This window comes from Glaciecola sp. G7-5 (assembly GCF_055808975.1).
This window is the reverse complement of sequence record NZ_CM147892.1, coordinates 3,442,699-3,468,696: the sequence shown is the minus strand read 5'-3', so window position 1 is coordinate 3,468,696 and position 25,998 is coordinate 3,442,699. Positions and strand designations below refer to the sequence as shown.

The 25,998-nt window shown below is 41.5% G+C and carries 23 protein-coding genes and 1 pseudogene; 4 read left to right on the top strand and 20 right to left on the bottom strand.

The features are described 5' to 3' along the window. Positions 1-17: 17 nt before the first annotated feature. The 10 genes from AC0L6H_RS15205 to AC0L6H_RS15160 form a co-directional block, all read right to left on the bottom strand. On the bottom strand, positions 18-1,241 hold the full coding sequence (locus tag AC0L6H_RS15205; RefSeq protein WP_473389968.1) for an APC family permease: 1,224 nt from the start codon (positions 1,239-1,241) through the stop codon (positions 18-20). 34 nt (positions 1,242-1,275) lie between these two features. Beyond that, on the bottom strand, positions 1,276-1,629 hold the full coding sequence (locus AC0L6H_RS15200) for a hypothetical protein (RefSeq protein WP_473389967.1): 354 nt from the start codon (positions 1,627-1,629) through the stop codon (positions 1,276-1,278). 212 nt (positions 1,630-1,841) lie between these two features. Next, the gene (locus tag AC0L6H_RS15195) at positions 1,842-2,327 is read right to left on the bottom strand and encodes a YybH family protein (RefSeq protein ID WP_311360277.1); all 486 of its coding nucleotides are present in this window, start codon (positions 2,325-2,327) and stop codon (positions 1,842-1,844) included. 40 nt (positions 2,328-2,367) lie between these two features. After that, complete coding sequence (locus tag AC0L6H_RS15190) at positions 2,368-3,303, bottom strand: copper resistance D family protein (RefSeq protein WP_473389965.1); 936 nt, start codon at positions 3,301-3,303, stop codon at positions 2,368-2,370. A gap of 12 nt (positions 3,304-3,315) precedes the next feature. Continuing rightward, positions 3,316-3,720: a copper resistance CopC family protein gene (locus AC0L6H_RS15185; protein WP_473389964.1), complete on the bottom strand. Its 405-nt coding sequence runs from the start codon at positions 3,718-3,720 to the stop codon at positions 3,316-3,318. Between the two features lie 44 nt (positions 3,721-3,764). Further along, positions 3,765-6,887, bottom strand: a complete 3,123-nt coding sequence (locus tag AC0L6H_RS15180) for an efflux RND transporter permease subunit (protein ID WP_473389962.1) — start codon at positions 6,885-6,887, stop codon at positions 3,765-3,767. Continuing rightward, positions 6,887-8,503, bottom strand: a complete 1,617-nt coding sequence (locus AC0L6H_RS15175; RefSeq protein ID WP_473389961.1) for an efflux RND transporter periplasmic adaptor subunit — start codon at positions 8,501-8,503, stop codon at positions 6,887-6,889. Before AC0L6H_RS15175 ends, AC0L6H_RS15180 begins: the two co-directional genes overlap by 1 nt. Beyond that, positions 8,500-9,858, bottom strand: a complete 1,359-nt coding sequence (locus AC0L6H_RS15170) for a TolC family protein (protein ID WP_473389960.1) — start codon at positions 9,856-9,858, stop codon at positions 8,500-8,502. The genes AC0L6H_RS15175 and AC0L6H_RS15170 overlap by 4 nt, the downstream gene beginning before the upstream one ends. Then, a complete protein-coding gene (locus AC0L6H_RS15165; protein ID WP_311360271.1) occupies positions 9,858-10,382 on the bottom strand; it encodes a DUF411 domain-containing protein in 525 nt (174 codons plus the stop codon). The genes AC0L6H_RS15170 and AC0L6H_RS15165 overlap by 1 nt, the downstream gene beginning before the upstream one ends. Before the next feature lie 106 nt (positions 10,383-10,488). Continuing rightward, a complete protein-coding gene (locus AC0L6H_RS15160) occupies positions 10,489-10,848 on the bottom strand; it encodes a hypothetical protein (RefSeq protein WP_411693872.1) in 360 nt (119 codons plus the stop codon). A 264-nt stretch (positions 10,849-11,112) separates the two neighbouring features. Between AC0L6H_RS15160 and AC0L6H_RS15155 the strand changes: the two genes are divergently transcribed. Together AC0L6H_RS15155 and AC0L6H_RS15150 are read left to right on the top strand one after the other, a co-directional pair. Beyond that, entirely contained in the window at positions 11,113-11,793 is a 681-nt protein-coding gene (locus AC0L6H_RS15155; protein WP_411693871.1) for a heavy metal response regulator transcription factor, read from the top strand. Further along, positions 11,786-13,189, top strand: coding sequence for a heavy metal sensor histidine kinase (locus tag AC0L6H_RS15150; RefSeq protein ID WP_473389958.1), 1,404 nt, complete (start codon positions 11,786-11,788; stop codon positions 13,187-13,189). The genes AC0L6H_RS15155 and AC0L6H_RS15150 overlap by 8 nt, the downstream gene beginning before the upstream one ends. 935 nt (positions 13,190-14,124) lie before the next feature. Here AC0L6H_RS15150 and AC0L6H_RS15145 read toward each other — a convergent pair. Next, positions 14,125-14,955, bottom strand: coding sequence for a SprT-like domain-containing protein (locus AC0L6H_RS15145; protein WP_473389957.1), 831 nt, complete (start codon positions 14,953-14,955; stop codon positions 14,125-14,127). Positions 14,956-15,121: 166 nt separating this feature from the next. Between AC0L6H_RS15145 and AC0L6H_RS15140 the strand changes: the two genes are divergently transcribed. Both AC0L6H_RS15140 and AC0L6H_RS15135 read left to right on the top strand, forming a co-directional pair. Further along, complete coding sequence (locus AC0L6H_RS15140; protein ID WP_473389955.1) at positions 15,122-16,117, top strand: DUF4158 domain-containing protein; 996 nt, start codon at positions 15,122-15,124, stop codon at positions 16,115-16,117. A gap of 23 nt (positions 16,118-16,140) precedes the next feature. After that, positions 16,141-18,180, top strand: coding sequence for a Tn3 family transposase (locus tag AC0L6H_RS15135; RefSeq protein WP_473389954.1), 2,040 nt, complete (start codon positions 16,141-16,143; stop codon positions 18,178-18,180). A 165-nt stretch (positions 18,181-18,345) separates the two neighbouring features. Here AC0L6H_RS15135 and AC0L6H_RS15130 read toward each other — a convergent pair whose 3' ends face one another. The 9 genes and pseudogenes from AC0L6H_RS15130 to fabG all read right to left on the bottom strand — a co-directional run bounded on the left by AC0L6H_RS15130 (position 18,346) and on the right by fabG (position 25,967). After that, the gene (locus AC0L6H_RS15130; protein WP_473389952.1) at positions 18,346-18,984 is read right to left on the bottom strand and encodes a pyridoxamine 5'-phosphate oxidase; all 639 of its coding nucleotides are present in this window, start codon (positions 18,982-18,984) and stop codon (positions 18,346-18,348) included. Between the two features lie 7 nt (positions 18,985-18,991). After that, positions 18,992-19,768 (bottom strand): TatD family hydrolase, encoded by a 777-nt coding sequence (locus tag AC0L6H_RS15125; RefSeq protein ID WP_473389951.1) that lies wholly within the window; start codon positions 19,766-19,768, stop codon positions 18,992-18,994. A gap of 24 nt (positions 19,769-19,792) precedes the next feature. Beyond that, positions 19,793-20,704: a hypothetical protein gene (locus AC0L6H_RS15120; protein ID WP_473389949.1), complete on the bottom strand. Its 912-nt coding sequence runs from the start codon at positions 20,702-20,704 to the stop codon at positions 19,793-19,795. Beyond that, positions 20,705-21,342 (bottom strand): annotated as a pseudogene (tmk, locus tag AC0L6H_RS15115) (dTMP kinase). A gap of 8 nt (positions 21,343-21,350) precedes the next feature. Then, complete coding sequence (gene mltG, locus AC0L6H_RS15110; RefSeq protein WP_473389948.1) at positions 21,351-22,400, bottom strand: endolytic transglycosylase MltG; 1,050 nt, start codon at positions 22,398-22,400, stop codon at positions 21,351-21,353. Then, positions 22,397-23,365: an aminodeoxychorismate lyase gene (gene pabC, locus AC0L6H_RS15105; RefSeq protein ID WP_473389947.1), complete on the bottom strand. Its 969-nt coding sequence runs from the start codon at positions 23,363-23,365 to the stop codon at positions 22,397-22,399. Before pabC ends, mltG begins: the two co-directional genes overlap by 4 nt. Positions 23,366-23,482: 117 nt before the next feature. Next, complete coding sequence (fabF, locus tag AC0L6H_RS15100) at positions 23,483-24,724, bottom strand: beta-ketoacyl-ACP synthase II (RefSeq protein WP_473389945.1); 1,242 nt, start codon at positions 24,722-24,724, stop codon at positions 23,483-23,485. Positions 24,725-24,801: 77 nt separating this feature from the next. Next, a complete protein-coding gene (gene acpP, locus AC0L6H_RS15095) occupies positions 24,802-25,041 on the bottom strand; it encodes an acyl carrier protein (protein WP_473389944.1) in 240 nt (79 codons plus the stop codon). Between the two features lie 188 nt (positions 25,042-25,229). Beyond that, a complete protein-coding gene (gene fabG / locus AC0L6H_RS15090; RefSeq protein WP_473389942.1) occupies positions 25,230-25,967 on the bottom strand; it encodes a 3-oxoacyl-ACP reductase FabG in 738 nt (245 codons plus the stop codon). Positions 25,968-25,998: the final 31 nt, after the last annotated feature.

Sequence of the window (25,998 nt, the reverse complement as noted above, 5' to 3'; positions counted from 1 at the left end):
ACAGGTCAAGTGATATTTTAGCTATGAGGTGCCGGCATAGACCAAACAATGACCAACACCAATAGCACAGACAATATAATTGTCCCCGCTAACGTTAACCAATCACGCCGTGTTTTATGCTTTCGTCCTGACAACAGACAGGTCGCAAGCACCGTTTGCGATAAGTAATAGAGCGCAAAGCCTTTGCTTGCTAAGTTTATGATCTCAAACACATTGCTGGTCCAAACAAGTACAATAGCGATGCCAATGATTAACATGTAATAGACATTTGTTGAAAGACGCGCTTTTATCAGCTCTCTAAGTAAGCCACCGCCGCCAATTGTGTCTGCTAAAGCGGCACTAATTTGACTAGTGGTTGCTGCAATAAGAAGTAAAAACGGTAGGATCCATATCGCTTGGCCAAGCGTCTGGCTAATGGTTGTTTCACTTAATTCAACGATGGGGTATACATTGAATAAGGGGCAAGTTAATCCAATAAACACCAAGTAAATGACGGTCGCAATACCTTGAGAATATTTTACTGCCGTTATGCGCTGATTAGCCGAATACTCAGCGCCCATAAATCTTGCCGTTTCAAACCCTTGAGTGACCATCAACATACCCGCCAAGATACTTAAGGTTTCAACAAGACCGATAGCATTGAGCGCTTCATGCTGAAACCATGTCGCGCCACTTGACATGTCAAATGTCAGCAATGCAACAAGCACTCCCACTATAATCGCTAACTTGATAGTGACCGCATAGAGCTCAATCACCTCAAGGCCTTTAGCTCCTCTTAGCCACGCAATAAACATAATAGATAGTAAGGCCAGACTGGTAGCTACCTTTATCACGGTATCATCAGTAACGCCTATTCTTTCAAACACAAATGATGCGAATAGACTGATATAAAAGGCGACTGAAATCGCATACGCCGCCCCTAAAAACCACTGTCCAACATATTCTATTTTAGCAATGCCTCCATTAGGATGGTCGTCTAAATGCGGCTCAGCGTGAGCGATGTTAAGCCGAATGACACCCCCTAAACAATATGCAAGAGCAGATAACAACACGATCCCCAGTAGTGCCCATTTCCCCATAACAGAATGAAGCAGTGGTGCAACAATTAAAAAGCCACTGCCAATGATGGAGGCAAGAGGTGTCACAGTTGCTCGCCACTGTGGTGACAATCTGACGCGTTTGTTAAATAAGCCCCAACCAACAATCAACGTCGATATGATCGCAACACTGTTTAAGAGCATGCCGTTTTCCATTAGATATACTGCCTCTACGCACTTATTTAGCGTTGAACTCTACAATGTCATTTGGCATGACTTGACCGCTCACAATCGTTGCGTTAGCAAAGTGTACATCCTTAGTATTCCCCAAACGCACTTTACCCACGTATTCTCTGGAGTAGCCTGACTCACCTTCGGTGATCACTTTGTCATCGTATACAGCTCGATACACGTCATACACTTTGTTTTGTTCTAAATTGTTAGTATCTGCGACACACACAACAAGTTCGCTTCCTTTGGCTGTGACGACTTGTCCGCTCATGATGTAATCGTGATACACCTGGCTAGCACAACCGCCTAGCAAAAATAAAGATACGGTTAATACCGTGAGTAGCTTAGTGATATTTCTCATAGTTTTTTCCTTGTTAATATACTGACAACTAACGTTGCGATTGAATTGTGAACAGGCTCACAACCCATATGGTAAGCTTACTTTTTAGCTGATATCTCAACATGATCTACATCAATAAAAATCGGCTATTGCATTACCGTTTGATTACAATTATGTAATAGAAACAATGCTATATAAATTTAATTGCGTTAAAAAGGGAGTGTAATGCACGCTTAATTAGACCAATGAATGTGTGAAATTTTCCATTGACTATCTCGTTTAATAAGCGTGATAGTTTCATTACTTGCTCTATCAATGCTTTTTCCCTTATATGTGCCAGTCAATTGGCTTCTTGAAAAAGAGGTTGCTATGCCATCGTACTCATGAACATGGTGTTCAATTAGGTCAATTTGCATGGCTTGTAAGTATTTAATGTCTGACAACATATGATGGCTTGCATATTCTTTCGCGCTTCGTTCAACACCTTGCCCTTCAAAAATCAGCACGTTATCAACGAGCAGGTTTCGAGCAGTCTCAACATCACCGGTTTCAAGTGCTTTGTGAAAGGCAAGTACAGTTTTTGCAGCTGTTGTTTCAGTCCCAGTAAACATAGATGCTATAGCTTCATTATGAGTATCACCGTCATGCGAAAAAGCGAACGGACTCATAGCAACAATGGCGACAAATGCCAAAAGGCCCTGATGAATTGTGTTTTTCATTTTTGTTTCCTCTTCGATAGATGTTGTTTAATTAAACAAGTTAACTCGCTAGCATTGGCGGGCCCATCGCTGTTGTGACCACGCTAGTAACGAGTAAAATTAAAAAACCCACAAACGTTTCAATCATGATGGAACGTCGTAATGCGACGGCGCCATCTTCTCGACTCAATATGCGTGGCACCAATACGAACTTATGAGCCACGGCAAACAGGAGAAGCAATAAGACCAAGGCTATTTTGAGTATAAAAACTTGTCCATAGCGGCTTGAATACAGGCTTTCTAATGTAGGTACAAACTGAATGAGCATAGATACAGCGGCAGCCACTAAAATAGCGACGCCCCAAACTGCAAATCGACCAAAACGTTCCATGACAACATGCAATGCTTCCCCCTCAAATATGTAAGTCGCGCGCACTAATGGTATTAGCGCACCTAACCATGCAAACGACATAGCTACATGCAGAGTGATAAGCGAGACGCTGCCAAATATGAGTGCATTAGTGTGTCCAGATAACGTAAATGAGGTGCTCAAGCCAATAATGACGAGCAATGTTAGTGTGCCAAATATCCATTGGTTTAACTTGCTCGTCAGAAATAATGGACGAATTAATATCAGCGTCAAAAGTGCAAAAGATAGACCGAACGCGATTGCTCTAGTCATCGTCAATGTACCAACAGAGCTAGCCCACATCATGTTGAGCATGATGGGGTCGAACATGCCTTTTACACCATTTTCTGCAAGGTTGCCTGTTTGTACAAAAAAATCGACAACATTAGCGATGAAACCAATAATGACCAATACCATTGCGACTTTGCATATAGCCTGTCGCCAACGCATTGCAGCTTTGTCAACACTCTCAAGCGAAGCCGCCGGGATATAGAGATACACGCAAATAATGCTAAATGCTCCGCTTATCCCCAAATACACCAGAAACTTGTTGAGTACTAGCAGCCCTATCCAAATTCCTGATGTCATGGGAATTCCTATTTAATGATTACTATGGTCGCTGTGATCCATCTTTTTATTTTTCATCTCTTTCATGTTGCCAGCAGCATGGACCATAAATGAAAAGTCTCCTTTCATCTTATGACCGTCTACTCCCATAATTGTCCATGACGCTTTGTAAGAGCTAGGCATTAACTGGGGCAAGTCATAGCTAAATGTTTTACTCGCCTCCATTGAGGGGGCGAATTCAAAATCAACCTTTTCACTTTTGCTGTTCAATATAGATAAGTTAACCAAACGAACTTCGTCAGCAAATGCCACGGCAATGGTCTCTGGGCTCTTCATTAACATAGCATTATCTTTGGGTATTGAAGACGTGATCCCAGTATGCGCTAACGCTGACAGACTGCTCATTGTGATAAGAAGCGTTACGATAAATTTTTTCATGTATTAATCTCTCTTTTGTAAAGTTACGGGTTAAATGTTTTTAGCTAATTGGTGTATTTGCTTTTTTTCCACAACAGATAAATGGCGGGTAAAACAAGTAGCGTGAGTAGCACTGCACTCATCATTCCGCCTACCATTGGCGCGGCAATCCGACTCATGACCTCAGCCCCAGTGCCTGTTCCATATAAAATAGGTAGTAATCCAAGAATGATGGCTAAAGCCGTCATCATGACAGGCCTAACGCGCAGTCCTGCGCCGTGCAATATAGCTTCTGTTAATTGCTCATCGCTCGGTATGACATTTTGTTCTTTGCAGCGCGTAATTAGCGCGTTATATTCCTGGTTCAGGTAGACCAACATGATCACACCTATTTCAACTGCAACGCCAGCGAGTGCTATAAAACCGACCCCTACGGCTACCGAAAAGTTGAACCCCTCCAGATACATTAACCAAATGCTACCAACCATCGCCAAAGGCAAAGTGCCCATGATAATGGCCACTTCAGTAATGTTTCTAAAGTTGAGGTACAACAGAATGATAATAATGGCCAGCGTCAGTGGCACAACGTAGGTGAGTTTTTCTTTGGCGCGTTGCATATACTCATATTGACCAGACCACGTTATGGAGTAGCCAGCAGGCAATACTAACTGCTCACTCACGGCTTGCTGAGCTGACACCACATAACTGCCAATATCCACGCCATCAATATCCACAAACACCCAGCCATTTAGGCGTGCATTTTCACTTTTTATGCCGGGAGGGCCATCCTCTATGTACACATCTGCTACATCTGCAAGCGCAATACGCTTTCCTTGCGGTGTTACAATCGGCAATAAAGATAGTGCTTGTGGGGATGAGCGATATGATTGAGGATAGCGCACGTTGACCGGATATCTCTCAAGCCCTTCAACACTTTGCGTGACATTCATACCGCCAATGGCACTGGATACAACTGACTGAATATCTGCAATGTTAAGGCCATAGCGCGCAGCTTTATCGCGCTGTATGTCAACCTTTACATAGCGCCCGCCTGCCACTCGTTCCGAATAAACAGAGGCTGTCCCTTTGACTTCAGAAAGAATTGTTTCGATTTGCTGGCCAATGGCTTGTATTTCGCCAAGCTCCGGCCCTCCAATCTTTATACCTACCGGTGTTTTGATTCCGGTGGCCAACATATCAATCCTAGTTTTAATAGGCATTACCCAAGCATTTGTGAGCCCTGGAAAGTCAATTAGGTTATCAAGTTCTTTTATCAAATCTTCAGTAGTTAGCCCCTTACGCCATTCATCGTGGGGCTTTAATTGTATGAACGTTTCAATCATCGTCAAGGGCGCGGGATCGGTGGCAGTTTCCGCACGTCCCACTTTACCGAACACCGTTTCTACTTCGGGCACGGTATAAATAAGCTTATTAGTTTGTTGCAGCAACTCCCTTGCTTTACCGATGGATATGCCAGCATATGTGGTGGGCATATACATTAAATCACCTTCGTCAAGCGGCGGAATAAATTCGCTGCCAATTTTATTGACCGGCCAAAAACCAATGACTAGCACAACCAATGCGCCAACAAGCGTCAGCTTTGGAAAACGCAGCACGGTTTTTAACGATGGAATGTACAGCCAAGACAAGCCCTTGTTGACAGGGTTCTTATGCTCAGGTAGTACTTTTCCTCTTATAAAATACCCCATTAATACGGGTACTAATGTTATGGCAAGTGCAGCGGAGGCCGCCATTGCATAGGTTTTTGTGTACGCTAAAGGGGAAAACATCCGCCCTTCTTGCGCTTCTAGCGTAAACACTGGGACAAAGCTGACTGTAATAATAAGAAGGCTAAAAAATAACGCCGGGCCAACCTCCACAGCCGAGTCAACCACAATTTGCCATCGGTTTTCTTTAGTAAGTGGCGTTCGCTCCATGTGTTTGTGCATGTTTTCAATCATAACTATGGCACCGTCAATCATCGCGCCAATAGCAATGGCAATCCCCCCTAGCGACATGATGTTGGCATTGATCCCTTGAAAATACATGACGATGAACGCCACGAGAATACCAACCGGTAGACTCACAATTGCTACTAGCGATGAACGAACATGAAATAAAAAGGCGATACATACGACGGCAACCACAGCAAACTCTTCCAATAACTTGAAACCAAGATTATTGACTGCGCGTTCAATCAATGCAGACCTATCATAAACTGTCACCACTTCAATACCGTCTGGCAAACCTTTTTTAAGTTCCTCAAGCTTAGCTTTTACCCCGTCAATGGTTTTTTGCGCGTTTTCGCCATAACGCATCACAACTATTCCACCAACAGTTTCACCTTCTCCATTTAACTCAGCAATGCCACGGCGCATTTGTGGTCCTAATTGCACGTCAGCAATATCTTTGACCAACAATGGCGTGCCATTGTTGTTTACGCCCAAGGGAATAAGCTCTATGTCTCGTTTATTTTCGATGTACCCGGTAGCACGAACCATATATTCGGCTTCAGCCATCTCAATAACCGATGCGCCAACCTCTTGATTACCGCGCTTAATGGCCATTTGAATATGAGAAAGGGGTATGCCATAGGCTCTGAGCTTCTCAGGATCCACTCTGACCTGATACTGCTTAACCATCCCGCCTATCGAAGATACTTCTGATACGCCAGAAACTGTCTGTAACTCGAATTTTAAAAACCAGTCTTGTAAACTGCGCAACTGACTAATATCGTGTTGGCCCGTTCTATCGACTAAGGCATAAAGATACACCCAACCCACACCCGTAGCGTCTGGTCCTAGTTGAGGCCTAGCATTTTCAGGTAAATTAGGAGCAACTTGGGATAAGTATTCGAGTACGCGGCTTCGTGCCCAGTACAAATCCGTATCGTCATCAAAAATGATGTAGACATAAGAGTCACCAAAAAATGAGTAACCTCTCACGGTTCTGGCACCAGGCACCGATAGCATCGCGGTAGTAAGAGGATAAGTTACTTGATCCTCAACAACTTGAGGTGCCTGCCCAGGGTAACTTGTTTTAATAATCACTTGCACATCTGACAAATCAGGTAGTGCATCTACTGGTGTGTTTTTTACAGCGACCAAGCCTCCACCAACAATGATTATGGTGATAAGCAATACAAAAAATCGATTGGTGACAGACCACCTAATAATGGCTGCAATCATTAGTACTGTCCTCCGTGACCTGAATGATCCATCTCTTTATCTGCATTGTCTGTGCCCATCGAGTGACCAGAATGATCCATACTCTCCATATTTTCCATAGACTCTGTATCATCCATATCATCCATATCGTCCATACCTTCCATGTGCATCATGTTGCCGTCTTCATCCACAATATGGATTTGTGTAATTAAGTAATCACCTGAATCTGTCTTTGTAATTTGTAAATGCAATGACATGCCAGGCATTAACTTGGTAATGTCCAAATCTTGGTCAACAAAAAAATCCATTGTCATTTCAGGCCAATCCCATTCGTCAATTGCCGCATGATCAAGATTCACCATATTATGCTCTGCCATCACACTGTTGACAGTTGCGGTAGTCCATACCTTAGATGGCATGGATTCGGCCTCTTCCATTCGTTTAAAATCAGACGAAATGCTGCTTTCAGAATCTAATAAGAATTGAGCAGAAGTGACGACTACATCATCGTCTCTTAGACCGCTTAAAATCTCCGTGTATTCATTGACGATATTGCCAACCTTGACTTCGATAGATTTAAAGCGCCCCTCACCTAAAGCAAGTACCACTCGGTCTTGCTTTCCAGTGCGAATAACCGCTTCAGTGGGCACCAAAAGGTTTTCATCATCCAGATCGGAATGGATGGTGACTTGTGCAAACATGTTGGGTTTCAAGAAATACTCGGGATTGTCAAAACGTAATCTCGCTTTTAGCGTTCTTGTGTCTTTGTCTAATGTTGGGTAAACATAATCAACTTCGCCCTCCCACACTTTTTCTGGCAAATACTCAAGCGTCATGGTGACCGCTAAGCCTTTCTCAATCTGGTTCGACTGACGTTCAAATACCTCCGCATCCACCCATACTTCATCTAACGCGCCAATAGATAATATCGTCACACCAGGTTTAACATAAAAGCCTTGTCTGATATTCAGATTATCGACAAAGCCTGTTTGAGGGGCGGTAAACGTGATGGTTTGTTGAACTTTACCGGTTTGCTTGAGTTGCTTAACCGCTTGAGCTGGCATTTGAAGCGCTTCAAGCCGAGAGGTAGCAGCCTGCAGTAGATTGGCGTTATTGCGGTTTCGAGCAAGCAGAAATTCCTCCTGCGCATTTACTAACTCGGGTGAATAGAGCGCGTATAAAGGCTCACCTTTTTTAACGTATTCACCAGCTGCTTTTACATATAATTCGTCTATCCAACCTTCAACACGTGGGTGAATATGCACAAGTGTGTCTTCATTGTATTGCACATAACCCACCGTTTTAATTGGCACATGTAAGCTTTTTCTCTCCACAGACGCCGTTCGTACACCTAAGTTATTCTCTACATTTGGATGTATTGTGACAGTGCCGGGACTCTCATCCGTGCCCCCATCATCATATACCGGCACAAGATCCATTCCCATTGGTGATTTACCGGGTGCGTCTCTTCTATAGTTCGGATCCATAGGGGCGACCCAATATAAGGGGGCGTTGCTATCGGCATTGTCGGCATTTGCTGCGCTATCGCCTGAATGGGGCAAGATAAACGTATAAGTCAATGCAGTTAGCACCGCTCCAGCGATGAGTCCAATGGCCAGTGTACTTGTATTTTTCATGAGTTGTCTCCAATGCGATGAGTAACGTCTTGACCATCGCTAAAAAAATAGTTGAGTTGTGATCGCGACTTGAGTAAGTCAATATCAATGTTCAATGCGTCAATTCTGGCATTCAGATCGGCTATTCTTGCTCTTACTACTTCAGCAAAATCACCATCATCATTAGTATATGCCGTTAAAGAAGCCTCAGCTTGCTCGCTCATTTGAACCAAAATATCCGTTTGATAAAGTGTTTCGCGCTGCAAAAGCCTTAAGTGAGCAGCATATGCAGATTGCAGTTGAGATAGCAGCGATCTAATGGCTAATCTCTTTTCTGTCTTTATCGCCTCAGTTTGACTAATCGCTGCGGAGACGTCCTGATCTTGTTTGTTGCTGGTAAATAAGGGCACGTCAAATGAGATACCCACCGAGATAAAATCAGCTCGGCTACGTTCTAACTGATCGTCGGCTCTATATGCATAACTTGCGTTTACACCCCATTGTGGCTTGTATTGCTGCTTTGCTAAATCAATACCTGTTTTACTGGCTCTTATTTTTTGCTCAATCGCCAAAACATAAGGGTGCGCCACCAATAAATTGGCTAAGCTTTGCGCATCGTGACTGTTTAGCGCTTGTTCAGCATCTACATACAAAGGTTTAATTGATGGCGTTGCAGCAGGTAGAGAAACCATTTGCCTATATCGCATTTGATTAGATGTCCAAGCCGTATCATCTGATAACCATTCAAGCAATTCAGCAAGTGCTTGCTCTTTTTGGGAATGCAATTTAGTCAGTCGGTCATCAAGCCTTGTTAGCTCGAGCTGAGCGCGAACGATATCTTGTTGCCTTACTTTGCCGACCGCTGACGAGTAACTCGCTTGGGCGACGTCGCCGAGCTGTTCAAATAAAGCACGGTCTTGTTCAATGAGTGATATTGTCTGTTGAGCCCGATAAATCTCAAGCCACTTAAGAGAAACCGCCAATGTTGTTTTCGCGATTCGATCTTTGCGCATGATTGGGTGTTGCTTCGCGAGTTCTTCAAGTTGTTTGCGCTTAATATCCAAACTATCACCGCGGGGAAACATCTGCGATACGCCTGCTTTCAGTTGTGTCATTGGTTCTTGATCAAAAGCAAAACCATCTGTTGGCAGGTTCGCCAGTCCAATCGATACCACAGGATCAGGAAGCGAAGAGGCAGACACACTATTCGAGAGTAACGCGTCTTCTCGATATTGACTTCCCTTCAACCATGGATCTTGCTTAATTGCTGCTGTAATTGCTTCCTCTAGTGTTAGAGTGTCAGCTTTATTTGCAAAGACGTTATGACTTAGCATCAGCATGATTAATGTTGATAAAAAAGCGATACGATATTTCATTAAAATTGCTCCTCATAACTGGCAATTTCTGCATATACCGATGAGCTTCCGTCTTCTTTTAATAGCAATATTTGGTATGGCATAAAGCGGTCGTCAACCTCCATCCCTGGCGTTCCGACTGGCATGGCGGGGACAGATAGTCCTATGCTATCTTTTGGCACGTCGGCTAAGAACTGTTTGATGTACTTTGCCGGTACATGCCCTTCAAACACATAACCATCATTTGACTCTGCCGTATGACAAGACCGATAATTTGGGGCTATCCCTCTGTCCTCTTTTATGTCCGACATAAACGTAATGTTTCTTGCACTCACATCAAAGCCATGGTCTTCGGCATGATTAATCCATTTTTGGCAGCAGTTACAGGTTCTGCTTTTGTAAACCGTTAGCTCGATGGCGGCAGGTTTGGAAATGTATTCACCTTGTTCAGTCGCCTTGTTGTTAGCGGCATCTGAACAGGCCGTTGTTAGAAGAACAGCAGCGATTAATGATGCCTTTACGGGCAATAGTATTGAAAATTTCATATATCTTTCCTCTCAAAAAAAGAAAAAGTGTGTTTAATAATTTGGATTTGGTTATTTATCTTAACGATAAGCGAATGCAGCTCGCGATATTTGTCGCGACTGCAAGTTATGATATGTAGAGAGGAGTTTTTGGAGGGCGCTGTATCGGATGGAGAAACGCTTTTTTAATTGAGGGCTCAATTGATTTAAACGGTATCGCGGTATAGTCAGGCAAACCGTTTAATCTGCTGTCTACTAGCACGGCGACGATGAGTAAGCCCATCGGGCAACAACAGTCCTTTGGACAGCAGTCTTCACTATTTTCATCCACTGCCATGTTGTCAAAATGAGAACCACTCATAGACATTTCAGACATCATATTATGTTCCTGCATACATGGCATTTCAGAAGACACAGCGAACGCCTCTACCCCTTGCGATAGTAGCAATATGATAACAACACTGATGTGAACGAAACGAGTAAGCAATCTACACCTTCAATATAGCGTAAGGACACATAATACAAACGACGACTTTTCAAATAAAAAGCGTGTTATTCAAACGACTGCAAGATAATATCAACTCAACCTGACAAGACGATTACACATAGATTACATTTCTGTCATCTGATGTTTATTCAACAAATTAGTCCTTTATACTATCGGCATGAGCCGATGTTTACGGTCAGTTGTGCATTCGCTCGATATTTTCCAAAGAGTTGCACAGAAATAGCGGATACAAATGGAGCAAGCATGAAAATACTAGTGGTAGAAGACGAAGTGAAAACCGGCGACTATATTAAACAAGGCTTGTCAGAGGCGGGGTTTGTTGTTGAGTTAGTCAGAAATGGACTTGATGGTCATCACAAAGCAATGACGGGAAACTTTGAACTCGTGATACTGGACGTGATGTTACCTGATATAGATGGTTGGAAGATAATGAGTTCATTGAGGGAGGCCGGTAACCATACGCCAGTACTGTTTTTAACCGCAAGAGACAGTGTTAAGGATAAAGTAAAGGGATTAGAATTAGGCGCGGACGACTATTTGGTCAAACCCTTTGCGTTTGCTGAACTCCTTGCAAGAGTGCGCTCTTTAGTAAGGCGCACGATAGCAGCCCCCACAAATATACTCGCAATTGCCGACTTACAGCTAGATATTCCCTCTCGTATTGCCACAAGGGCGGGCAAAACCATCAACCTAACCACTAAAGAGTTTACATTGTTAGAGCTTATGGTTAGACGACAAGGTGAAGTATTACCCCGTTCTCTCATTGCTTCACAAGTATGGGATATCAATTTCGATAGTGATACCAATGTTATTGATGTTGCTATTCGCCGGTTGCGCGCCAAAATCGATGATGACTTTCCAGTGAAACTTATCCAAACCATCCGTGGTATGGGCTACAAAATTTCAGCGGCTGATAATGAATAAGGTGTTTCGCGTCCCAAACTCACTTGCATTTCGCTCTACGATACTAGTCGGTTTTGCGGTGGTGGTATGCTTAACAATTATGCATGAGATTGTGGTGCGTTCAATAGAGCAACATTTTACTGAACAAGATGCTGGAGAACTTAACGAAGTATTTGTTGCTGTTAATAAGCAACTCGCGGAGTCAGGCTTACAAAAAACATCTCCAGCAGACACACTTGAAGATGCAGTATCAGGGCATCATGGAGTTTATTATCATGTGGAGAGCGCAATGGGAGACGTACTTTATACCAGCAAAGAAGTCGATTTTAGCTTCTACCCAGAATATGCGCGGACATATACATCTGTTAAACCAGAGCATCTGCTGCTATTTAAAGATTCTCAGCATATGTTCCGAGCGACAAAACTAAATGCAACCATTTTAATAGATAATGTCGAAACCAATTTCAGTGTAATAGTTGCGTCTAACATGGAATTCCATATGACGTATATGGATGAATTTAAGAAAACGCTGTGGTTAATTACCTTGTGTGCTGCCGTGATCACTATTTTAGCCGCTAGGTTCGCCATATATAGAGGCCATTCTCCACTGCGAAAACTAAGCCGAAAAATAGAAACAATATCAGCTGACCATCTAGACGCAAGGATCAGTTCAGAAGAGGTGCCAATGGAGCTACTCACTTTAGTTGATTCGTTCAATGTTATGCTGCAAAAACTCGAAGATGGTTTTGTTCGCTTGTCTTTCTTCTCAGCCGATATAGCGCATGAACTACGCACGCCCATTACTAATTTAACCACTCAAACTCAGGTGATGTTAAGCAGACCTAGAAATAACGAGCAATATACAGAAATGCTCTACTCTAATCTTGAAGAATTCGAACGTATGACCAAAATGGTCAGCGACATGTTACTACTTGCGCAAACTGAGCATGGCTTAATAAAACCAAACAAAGAAAATATTGATGTTAATAGTGAAATTAAAGACTTGCTAGAATACTTCGAACTCCTTGCTGATGAAAGAAATATAAGCCTACAGTTAATTGGCCCAACCGTTACAGCTAATTGTGATAAAACGATGTTTCGACAAGCGTTAAGTAACCTAATATCCAATGCGGTCAGATATTCGCCAGTTGACAACGACATTGTAATTGAAACCAAAGAAACCTCAGAACAGGTATCGATATCGGTTATTAACCATGGTGAAACGATTTCAAAAGCGCATATAAGTAGACTTTTTGACCGATTTTATAGAACAGACCCTTCTCGCAAAAGAGATGGTCAAGGCGCGGGGCTCGGGCTAACAATTGCAAAAGCAGTGATTGAAATTAATAGCGGAAAGATAAAGGCCGAGTCTTCAAACAATCATACGATTTTTGAGATAGTATTTGAAAAGACATAGGGAAATTTTTAAACAAAAGATAATTAACAAACCCGTCCATCATAATGTTACTCGACGCTAGGTTGGCCGTTAATTTCAAACGCCATGAATATCGGAAAGCGGTTGTACCACGTGAATGTCTCTTTTCTATTGTACAGAGAAAACTAACGTCCACTAGTTTCTATTGCTGTTCAAACCTTATACTATATTAATCAGCGGCATATTCACCAATTTCGTGAGCGCTTATATTTTCGGCGCCCTGCCTTGCTCTTTTCAGAGATACATTATAAAAATAGTAGCCGTGCTCAAAGTTCGTCTAAATCTGGTTACATATTTCTCCCTCACTAAAGTAACGCATCCTTTCATAACAAAGTCATCTTCTTTTCAGTCGCAATAACATATCACTGTTATTGCTTATCTTAATAAATTAAAGTTTGATTTGAAGGCTTTGTGGTCACAATTAAAGCCTTAACGATATTAAATAGATGCTGTCGTCATCACTGATCATCGACAAAGCGGGTACGCAGAATACTGCCTAATTTATCTATTACATCTATTAGTGGAATTGCATAGCCTAAGGCGTGTTTAGAAAAGTAAAAACGCATTGCTACCTTCTGGGAAAAAGCTTCAACCCTGAATGTTGTGCATGAAATTGACGCTTGTATCAACCTATAGAAAATACTTATTTGTCATTTAGTGTTTGAAACCGAAATGTAAGAAAAATATGTATACAGCAGATGGTATGGTCAGATGCAGCTTGATAGTTTTAGCACACTTGAAGAGTGGTAAGGCTATAATTCTAATTTATGTGTATTGTATACACTTGAATTGTATAAGAAAATGAAATCATTATGTCTACGTTTGGATCATACAATCCAAACTATTGGTGGCATGCAAAATGAAAATAAAACAAATAGACTCGTGGCTAGAGATAACATGCTAAACCTGATTAGCGGTTATTCCTTTATGAACGGTATTTCGCAATCACCGCAAATAACATTTAGTGACGCTTTGCCATAAATTTTAGTGCTACACCTAGGGCACACATACTTTGATCGTGTTTGGCGTTTTGCTACTTCTGGGATTAAAAAATCCGGCATTGACGAAAAGCCCTCGCGCTGAGATGCATATGATGCAAACTGCGCTTCATCCTGCAGTGAAATGACGTTTGCGTTTATGATATCACTTGCATGCGCGCAGTGTTCTACTAGCGAATTTGGTTTAAATACTGGATTTTCAACAATTATCGGCTCGTGAAGTTTAGGTAAGGCTAAGCGGTCAACCCAGCGTAAATTGAATGTTTTGTCATCTAGAAGTTCGTTAGCCGCTTGCATAAACGCGCCCTGCTTCATAATAAAGTCGCTCATATTGCGTCCTACAATCGCCCCACCCGGCTCCCCGGTATCTGAGGGCATCAAGCCTATATCCATCATCTTCTGCGCCCACTCTTTATTATGGTAATGACCTTCGCTCGGTAGACCAAAATGAAATTGCCATGCATGCACCATCTCATGAACCAAGGTCTGAAAAACCTCTATTATTCTCGACGAAGCAAAATAGGAAGGATTAATACTTAACTCACTGCAGAGCTCACCTTGCGCATTCCCCCACCGTTTTGCCGCGAAGAACCCCATCACGTTCTTCTTACGCTGGACTGTAAAAATGACAGGCGGCAATTCGTTATTAAATAATGCGCGATTAAAGTGGTCAAATGCCTTTATCAGAGGCGCGTAGAGTTCGTTAGTGGGCGACATTTTTGCTGATGCACATCCGAGAATTAATGACATATTAATCGTTGTACACTACACGAAAATGACTAGCTTATTAAGACGATACAGTTATATATGTTGCGGTTTTAATTACCATTTCATTAAATTACAACAGTGTACACTGCACTTTTTTAGGGATAACGTAATTAACAGGTTGATTTTAATAACTAAAAGGAATGATAAAATGGCGAAAATGAAAGTACTGTCTTCAGCGAGAAAGCGAGCGTTCGATAGCGTACCAAAACTAACGAAAGAAGCAACTATTGGCTATTTCACTTTAGATGTCGACACTAAAAAGATATTGAACAAAATGCAATCTGACGTTGCCAAGGTGGGTTACTTAGTGTCAAAGGCCTACTTTCAAGCAAAGGGACGGTTTTTTGAAACAAGTCGCTATATTGACGCCGATATAAAAAGGGCAACAAAAATATTATCACTTAAAAGCACTATTGATTTATCGACGTATTCGCCAGAAGTTGCCTCTCGGCAAAAGAAACAAATACTTGCGCAATACAACTGGCAAGCGATGACATCTAACACGAATGCACTATTAGCAGCACATGCAGACAGCTTAGTATCCATCCGCATGAACAAAGAAGATATGTTGTTTGCACTTGTCTCGTATTGTTGGATGCGCCGCGTCGAGATCCCATCATATAATCAGTTTGTTGACATTATCTCGACTGCTTTTCATTCTTATGAAGCACGGATGCTTGATTTGATTGAAAAGTCATTATCACTCAAAAAGAAAAAGTCGCTGTTGCAGTTTTTTTCTGCGCAATCGCATCTATATAGCATCAGAGAGCTAAAAAGAATCGATCAAGGCCTTGGCCAGAGGGTCCTCAATCAAAATGCGGCAATACTACAGGTGTTTGGCGTGCACTTTTTTGAACTATCACCTGTTTACAAAAAAATGGGGCTCACAGACGAAGCGATTAAACATTTTTCAGATGCGATCTACTTAGGGAACAACGATGAAATCCGGCGATTGAAAAATGACAACAAACAGTCGCTTTACTATTTGTCTTTTATTTATGATCAGTTTTATAAGCGCCATGACTTTGCTGCAGATGCTATTTTGAAAGTAGTTAAACAATTTACAAACAAAGCAAAAGGTAATGAGCGGACCAAACGCGACGAGCAACGAGTCAGTACACTTGAGGCTAACAAAACGTACTAAATAGTGCAAAAGATGCCAAGAGAGTGTTAGAGCTAGTATATTCCATCACCCAAGATGCGGATTTGTCTTTTGAAGAACGAAACGAGCGTGCACACCAATTAATAAGTGCTTTTTTTAATGCCGAAAACCCTGATTTTGAAAAGCATATTGAACGTGTTGGGAACAGTATTACTAAACTAGCTACACATGCTGATTATTATCGCTCGCTGTTTGAAAACAGCATCAAACTCCAGCGCACACTAGGTCCGGTTATTAAGTCTATGAGCTTTGATACGCAAAGCAAGGATCAAGGGCTGTTGGAAGCCATAACCTTCTACTTATCCCAACCAAAAAGTATTGATGAAGACTCACCTACTGCGTTCTTAAGTAAAATCGAACTGGCTCACCTGAATGAAGAAGACGATATCAATCCATTAAACAAATATCGGGCGTTCCTATTCATGAGTGTGGCGAGAGGACTAAAGGACAAGTCATTAACGTTAACTTATTCATATCGTTACAGACAAACGCCAAGTTATATGATTGGTATCGAAGAGTGGCGTCATCATCGAAAAAGGCTGTTGGCAGCAGCATCACTTGAAAAGTTTGCAGACGGAAAAGCGGTACTCGCCGACATTGGTCAGAGCGTAACGAGAAAATTTGAGGACGTCATTAAGCGGATTAACAACAATGAAAACTCACATTTTTCGACAAAAGAAGATGGTACTTGGCGGATCAAATATCCAGACCCCGAATTTTCAATCGCAAAATACATACCCACGCTATTGGGAGCTTCCCGCTCAATTACGCTTCAAGATGTCATGTTCGAAATAAACCGGCATACTGATTTTTCAGGCTGTTTTCGTAATCGTCTTCCACGTGCTGGTAAATCTGAAGTAGACGTGCGCTTACTGTTTGCCACAATATTAAGTTTAGGGACAAACCTGGGTCATACAGAGCTCGCTAGGGCAAGTAAGTTATTTTCAGAAAAAGCGTTAAAAGATACTGAAAATTCGTGGATATCTACTCAAAACTTCCAACGAGCAAATGACCTTTTAGTTAAAACGATCCAATCTCTCTCCTTACCCACCATTTATAATGAAAATGATGGCAGATTACATTCAAGTAGCGATGGTAAGAAAGTCGTGGTTAACGTGAACTCTCTGCTTGCAAATTATTCATACAAATATTACGGCAAAGAACAAGGGATAAGCGTTAATAGTTTTCTTGACGAAAAACAGTCATTTTTTCATGTCAATGTCTTAACGTCATCAGATCGCGAGGCGCCTTATGTCCTTGAAGGGTTAGTTTCATCAAAACATGCATTGATGCAAGACGATATAGAGGAGCACTTTCATAGCACCGACACGCATCGTTATACTGAAGCTGTTTTTGCAGGCTTGCATTTCATGGACATGTCTTTTGCACCACGCATTAAAAATGTTCATCATCAGACTCTTTATGCTTATGAGTCTAAAACAACCAGCAAATACTCTGATTCGCCATTAGCGCCGAAGACGCAAATCAATAAGAAACTTATATTGGAAAATTGGGATGATATATTGAGGCTTATGGCATCTATGAAGTTGAAGCGCTGCAGTGCTTCACAAATGTTAAAAATGTTATCTAGTAGTGAGCGAGACAACACTCTATATAAAGCCTTTAAAGAATTCGGGCGCTTGCTAAAGACCCACTTCATTTTAAACTATGTAGACGATGAAGCGCTCAGGCAAAATATTCAGAAGCAGCTTAACAGAGTCGAGTTAGGTCAAAAACTTGCTGACAGAGTACTGTTTGGAAGAAATGGTAAGTTACAAGTCGGTCTGCAGTACGAGATTCAATTGGTCATGGCCAGTAATACCTTGTTACGCAATATGATTATTCTATGGAACTACTTATTTTTGTCTGACTATTGTTTGTCTCTTGATTCACATGATGAACGTGCGAATGTCATTGAATCAATATCGACTGGCTCGGTTATCGCTTGGGCGCACATTAACTTTATGGGTATATATGAATTTAACCCAATTGTGCGAAGCCAATTTGGATCTACATTAAAGCAGATGAGAGATGTGTCGATTTAGTTTTTGCAATATTAAGCCATTTTAATCAATGGCTTATATTATAATATCGTAAATCAGTGACCTAAACGGTAGTTCAGCCAGGTTTTAGTAGCTAAAAACCACGCTATGCAATAGATAGATAAAAAATATAAGGCTAATTAGAATCAACGGGTTAGTGAAACTACTTTATGCGTTAACGGTCTGATAATCCCAAATTCCTTGATGATTTTCGTGAATTTCACGTAACTGAGGCTCTGTTCTTAAGTTCAAGTAATCAACATAATTCGCTACAAAACAGATGAGGGTAAAGTTCCTTGGAATTCCGCTAAGATCGTCAATATTGCCTTTGTGCTCTAGGTTTTTATTAGCTTCTTGTACTGGGTGTTTGGGTCGTGGCGAAAGAAACTGGTGCTTGGCCTTATCTGATAAATCATTCCATACTTTGTGGCGTAATTTTGCGTAAACAGTTACATCGTCTACAGCCTCTTGTGCACTTAATAGGTGTTGCCCGTCTAGCAAAATCACTGTCGCACTAATACGATATTGCTCGCGACTCTTACTAAAGTACCAGCAAATTTGAGTTTGTGGGTGCTCTTTCCATTGCGCTACTTTCTCACTTCTCGAATCAGTTACCGCTAATATGTCATTGTTATTATCAGCGAAGCCTCTAAATACTAATGTACGATTTTCTATGAATAGCTTATTGTCAGATGCATTTGTACTAGAACCTAACACGCTTGCGGCTTGAAAAAACCTAGATTCAACTTTGCTGCGCTGAACGTGAAGTGAGCGTGCGAGAGATTGGCGCCATCTTGGAAATTCCATGTGTAAACTACTCCTGTCGTTTTACGTGCGTGAACAAGCGGTAAAAGTTATCAGTTGTTTGCTTTGCTAATTCTTCTACTGAGATACCTCTTAAATTTGCAATAAATTTTGCAACTTCAACAACATGTTTAGGCTCATTTTTCTTACCTCTAAAAGGCACAGGTGCCAACCATGGTGAGTCGGTTTCAATCAGCAATTTGTCAAGTGGAATGCGTTTTACTGTTTCTTGTAAATCTTTTGCTGAATTAAAGGTAACTATGCCCGAAATGGATATATATATACCCATATCAATCGCTGCCATTGCCATTTCAAGGCTTTCTGTAAAACAGTGTAATACAGCACCCGTATTTTTATCATAATGTGTTCTTAGGGCTTCAAGGGTATCTTCTTGAGCACTTCGTGTATGAATAATAAGGGGCTTTTTAACTTCGTTCGCTACCTTAATATGATCTATAAAGGAGTCTAGTTGCACCTTGGCCGTATCTTGACTATAAAAGTAGTCAAGCCCGGTCTCACCTACGGCAACAACATCCGACAAGCGCGCATGCGTTAATAAATCGTCATAGTCACAAACATCTTCACTATGTAGTGGATGAACGCCACAGGACATGGACACCTGAGGAAAGTGACTAACGCTTTGCTTCATTGTTGCAAATTCTTTCACGGATACGGCAACACAAAGCATATGTTGAACCTTCGCTTGTAAGGCTTGTGCAACTACCTCATCAAGCGCTTCTTTACTTTTATCTAGTCTATCTAAATGGCAATGAGAATCAACAAACACCCTGTCCCCTTTATATCTTTATGATTATAAACTTTTATATTTTTGAAAAAGTTGTTGAAGTATGAGGCTTTTATTTATACCTGCTTGACCAATTTTTTTATTTGCCTTTTGACAATCAAAAATCAACTTTTCAATTTGTAATTTAGTTTGGCTGATGCTAGTTGATGAGGTCGATTCAGCACTTTCAAGATTGTTTTGATAAAGCAATACTGCTTTTTGATAAAGCCAAGCAAGAATCGTTTCAGCTTCATTTTTACACTTTTCAGCAAGTAAAAGTTCACTGGTACCCCCTACTGCTAATTGTTCTAGATCCGCACAAAACGCGGCATAGGTATTAGTATCTTCATTCAATGACGCTAAATAATCAATTGGCGAGCCGCCATATGCCTTTAAGCCTTCATACGTCACCGTTTTAGATGTTTGCTTTGCTAACCAATCTAAACTTTCAAGTGCACTAGGAATAGCGATTCTAATTTTTTCACAACGACTTGTTATGGTAGCTAAAAGCGCATTTGGCTTGGTGGTACTTAATAGAATATAGGTATTTTGATTGGGCTCTTCTAGTGTCTTAAGCAAGGAGTTGCTCGCAGATTCGGTCATACTTTCTATGTTTTCAATCAGTACTACTTTATTGCCTAATAGCTGAGAAGTAGAGGTAACGAATTCTGATACTTGTCGAATCAAATCTACACCAATGCTGGGCTTGTCTGAAACAACTCGCTTCATGTCGGGATGCGAATGGGCAATATACAGTTTGCATGACTTACATTCGCCACAAGCATTTTTGTTTACGCATAATATGGTCTTAGCGAGCCCATTGATAACGTTATTTTCGCCTGCACCTTGGTCAGCAACAAAAAGTAAACCATGATGCAATTGTTGATTTTTTACACGTTCTTGCAGTTTTTCAAAAAGGGGGACTAGCCAAGGATACATTTATGCTTCACCTGTTGTTGTGGAATACCAGTGCTGTAATGCACCTAATGCATCCGCTTTTACTTTTTCTGGCTGATTGTGAGCGTTGATTGTTACAGCATTATCAAGCAGAGCGACCTGCTCTTTGTAGGTTTCTCTTGCGCGTTCAAAAAATGCTAAGCCCGCCTGCTCAATACGGTCTAACTCCCCGCGCCCCCTTGCTCTTTGGAGACCAATACTTGGGTCAATATCCAAATACAATGTGAAATCTGGACTAAACTCACCTAAGGTGAGTTTTTTCAACTGTTGTAAATTTGATAACGGAACTTGGCGTCCTCCACCTTGGTATGCAAGCGATGACAAATCATGTCTATCACCAATGACAAAGGTGTTTTGTGCTAACGCAGGCTGTATTACGTTGTGCACCAATTGGCTGCGAGCCGCATACATCAATAATAATTCTGTTTCTTGGGTAACCTCTTCAGTGTCCCAAGAATGCTTTACGCATTCCCTTATGGCTTCAGCCATCGGAGTTCCCCCGGCTCTCTCGTACATATTACGCTATGGCCACGCTCAGTAAAGAATCCTTTAAGCGTTTCAATGATGGTGCTTTTACCAGCACCTTCTAGGCCTTCCACAACTATAAACGCTGCCTTCATTATTGTCCTTACTGGTTATTTTCGCTACTCAAGTTGAGTTTTCGTTGTTCTAAATATTCGCGAACTGCTTTGTTATGATCTGCTAAGTTTGTAGAAAATTGATGCCCGCCATTTCCCGTCGCCACAAAGTAAAGCGAATCGGTTAATGCTGGAAATAAACTAGCTCGAATAGAGGCTTTATTTGGCATTGCAATAGGCGTTATTGGCAAACCTTTAATAACATAAGTATTGTATGGTGTCGGGGTTGTTAAGTGTTTGCGCGTAATGTTGCCATCATAACTTTTACCAATACCATAAATTACGGTAGGGTCAGTTTGTAAGCGCATATTATTATTAAGTCGATTAACAAACACACCCGCTATTTCGCTGCGCTCTGATTCAATCGCGGTTTCTTTTTCGATAATAGACGCTAAAATTAAGGCCTCATATTGAGAGTCAATAGGCAGGTCTATAAAACGTGATTCCCATATACTGGCAAGATACTTTTGCATCGCCAGTAAGGCACGTTTTAAGATTTCACTGCTCGCGGTTCCGTGAGTGTAAAAGTAGGTATCTGGAAGCATGCACCCTTCTACACTTTTATACTCATTTGCGCAGAAGGGATATGATTTTATATCTAAACGATCATATAGACTCTCTGCATCACTTACATCATTGTCTACTCCTTTGGCTAATGACAAACTGGTTAGCCATTGTGAAATTGTATGGCCCTCTAATAAAGTGATGTTTAACTGTTTCACTTTGCCACTATTAAACATGTTCAAAACATCAACAAAATTCATATTTGGGAGCAACTCATAAGTTCCCGATTGAATATTTTGTTGCTCTGGATGAAATTGCAGCCATAGTTTAAAGCCTAGCCGGTCTATAGGGGTGTATTTACGTAAACCCTCAACCGCTTGGTACAAGCTCATCCCTTTTACGACGGTATACTCAGTTGTTTCTGTTATAGGGAGTGATACTGACTCTATATCCTTTACTTTATGCCATATAAAGCCTAACAAGGTTAAACTCAGCAGCATAATCAAGGTGAGAACAAGCAAGATTACTTTTTTCATTTTAGGTCTTTAAGTTTTTCGACATGATGAACACTCAAATAATCATATAAGTTGACTAATAGTTCTCTTGGAGTAGAAACATCATATTGATACTGTTTATGACCCGCAGCAATAGCCGATACCGGAATGATAAATCTAATAGCATTGCATAAGAAGATCGCGTCTGCGTCGAATAAGTCATTAAAAAGCGCTATCTTTATATGGTACTGCAGACCTTCTTTTTGCATAAAAGACAAGATGGCATCACGCATAACACCGTTAACACCTGAGTTTCCCATGTCGGGGGTATACCAAATACCTTCTTTACGATAAAAAATATTGGATGCGGTTGCCTCAATCAATTTGCCTGTTTGATCACATAATAATAAATCCTCCACCTTGCTATTTTGCAACTCGCGTTTGGCAAGAATTTGTTCTAAGCGATTTAGGTGTTTAATTCCTGCCAACAGTACTTGCGAAGACAGGCGCATATTGGCCTGGCGAACAACAAAGCGATATTCTTCATTATTTAAGTCTTCTAATGATAGTGAGGAGACCGGAAATAAACTAACTACAATCTGTGTGTTAGGCGATTGAGGTAACTCATAACCTCGGCCACCCATGCCCCTTGAAACTAAAATTTTTATTGCAAAGGCATTAATAGACTCTGGTACCATCGTATTTAGGCCAAGAATCAACCACTGGTGTATAGTCTCTGTACATATTTCAATGCCGAGTTTGTGACAGTCCCGAAGTAACCTTTGCAGGTGGGCTGGCAATAAAAAAATACTATTTTCTTGGGCGTATATGGTGGTAAAACATCCATCACCGTAGTTCATCGACCTGTCTTTGACAGAAATACCACTAAGGTCTTTGGCCTGAAAAGGGTGTATATCTGATTTTGCAAGCAGCAAATCCGCTTTCGCATTTGAAGACGCGATAACGTGCTCGGATTCAGATAAATAGCTTGCAATGAATATATTCATAGTTGCGTGTTTTTCATGTTTCCCTGGCGATTTGAAGACAAAAAAAAGTGAAGACAATTGGTTAAATTTCTTCACTTAATTTAGCAAATATTAGCTCATATCACGAGCCTTTGAGTACTATTTTTCGCGAGCAAACAATAACGACCCGTTAGTGCCACCAAAGCCAAAAGAATTACACAAGGCATAATCGGCCGTAAAAGCAGATGCCCCATTAGCAACAAAGTCTAAATCACAACCTTCGCCTGGGTTATCTAAATTAATCGTTGGCGGCGCAATTTGGTCACGTAAAGCCAAAATCGTAAAGATTGCTTCAACCGAACCTGCAGCGCCTAATAAATGACCAATCATTGATTTGGTAGAGCTTACTTTTAATTTGGACGCGTGTTCACCAAAAATGCTTTTTATAGCGGCAACCTCAGCTACGTCGCCTGCAGGTGTAGAAGTACCGTGAGCATTAATGTAACCAATCAAAGGCGTTTGAACTTGTGCATCGTTTATTGCGTTTGCCATTGCTAGTGCAGCACCAGCGCCATCCGCAGGGGGCGAAGTCATGTGATATGCATCACCACTCATCCCAAAGCCAACAACTTCAGCATATATTTTCGCGCCTCGGGCTTTTGCCGCTTCATACTCTTCGAGCATTACCACACCCGCGCCTTCTCCCATAACAAAACCATCTCTGTCTTTGTCCCAAGGGCGACTTGCGCTTTGAGGAGAGTCATTGTTCGTAGAGAGGGCTCTAGCCGATCCAAATCCAGCAAAGGCTAAGGGTGTAATAGTTGCTTCAGCACCGCCTGCTAGCATGGCGTCAGCATCGTTATAAGCGATCGTCCGCGCAGCAATACCAATGTTATGCACACCAGTTGTACAAGCAGTTACCACATTTAAATTTGGACCTTTCAAGCCTTCCATTATAGAAAGAAAGCCAGAAATCATATTGGTAATTGTTGAGGGAACAAAAAACGGTGAGACCCTTTTCGGACCACTGTTTAGTAGTTTTTTATGGTTTTCTTCAATTAAGGGAAGACCGCCAATGCCCGAACCGATAGCAACACCTACACGGCCAGCATTTTCATCACTTACAATTAAATTAGAGTCACGTAAGGCTTGAATGCCTGCTGCGATACCCAATTGTATGAAGCGATCCATTTTTTTTGCTTCTTTTTTTGGAATGTAGTCTTCAACCGCGAAGTCTTTGACTTCACCCGCGATTTTTGTATTGTATTCTTGGGTGTCGAAAAGCGTTACTTTATCGATACCGCTTTTACCTGCAAGAATATTTGACCACGTAGAATCTACGTCATTCCCTAGCGGAGTCAGCATGCCAACACCGGTAACAACTACGCGACGTTTAGTCACTATAGCCTCCTAGTTTACACATAAGCTAAGGCAATAAAAAAACGGCCCACGAAAGAGCCGTTTTTTCGAAAACTGTCTTACGCGTCGTTATTAGCGTTGATGTAATCGATAGCAGATTGAACTGTTGTGATCTTTTCCGCTTCTTCATCAGGGATTTCAGTATCAAACTCTTCTTCAAGAGCCATTACCAATTCCACTGTGTCTAGTGAGTCAGCACCGAGATCATCTACAAATGAAGCTTCAGATTTAACTTCATCTTCTTTGACGCCTAATTGTTCGATAATGATTTTTCTTACGCGTTCTTCTATGTTACTCATATTACAGGTTTCCTTTAAATACCTAAAAAATTTAGCGTGGGTAGTCTATTGACCTTATCCTCGCCATGCAAGCTTAACCAAATAAAAAATCCGTGGTCAAACCACATGTTTGTTTATTATTGGTTAAAAATTCAATTCTATCAACTGTATTTTCGGTCTTTATTGCTGATAACCAATCATACATTGATCTATCCCATGTGCATACCACCATTAACATGGATGGTCTCGCCGGTGATATAAGCAGCGGCATCTGAACATAAAAACGCCACTGTTGCTGCAATCTCGCTTGGTTGTCCCAATCGGTTTGCTGGAATATCTTTAAAAATGGCGGCTTTTTGGTCATCGGTCAGACCTTTGGTCATATCAGTATCAATAAAACCAGGGGCGACTACGTTAACCGTAATTCCACGCGACGCAATTTCTCGTGCCATTGACTTACTAAAACCAATTACAGCCGCTTTTGCTGCCGCATAATTCGCTTGGCCGCCGTTGCCTGTAGAACCCACTACCGAACCAATTGATACAATTCTACCGTTTTTCTTTTTCATCATACCGCGCATGACGGCCTTAGATAATTTGAACACAGAGGTTAAGTTAGTTTGTAAAATATCATCCCACTCATCCTCTTTCATCCGCATTAATAAATTGTCGCGGGTGATACCGGCGTTATTAATGAGGATATCAATACTACCAAAAGTCTCAGTAATGTTGGCAACGGTTGCAAGCAGTTCTTCGTTATTTGTAACGTTCAAGCGCATACCGCGGCCCGAATCGCCTAAATAATCAGATATCGCGCTCGCGCCATTATCGCTTGTTGCTGTGCCAATAACCGTAGCACCTAGACTAGCGAGTTGCTCGGCGATTGCTTTACCAATGCCTCGGCTAGCGCCAGTGACTAATGCGACCTTTCCAGTTAGTTCAAACATAGTTTCCCTCGGATTACTTTATATACAGTGT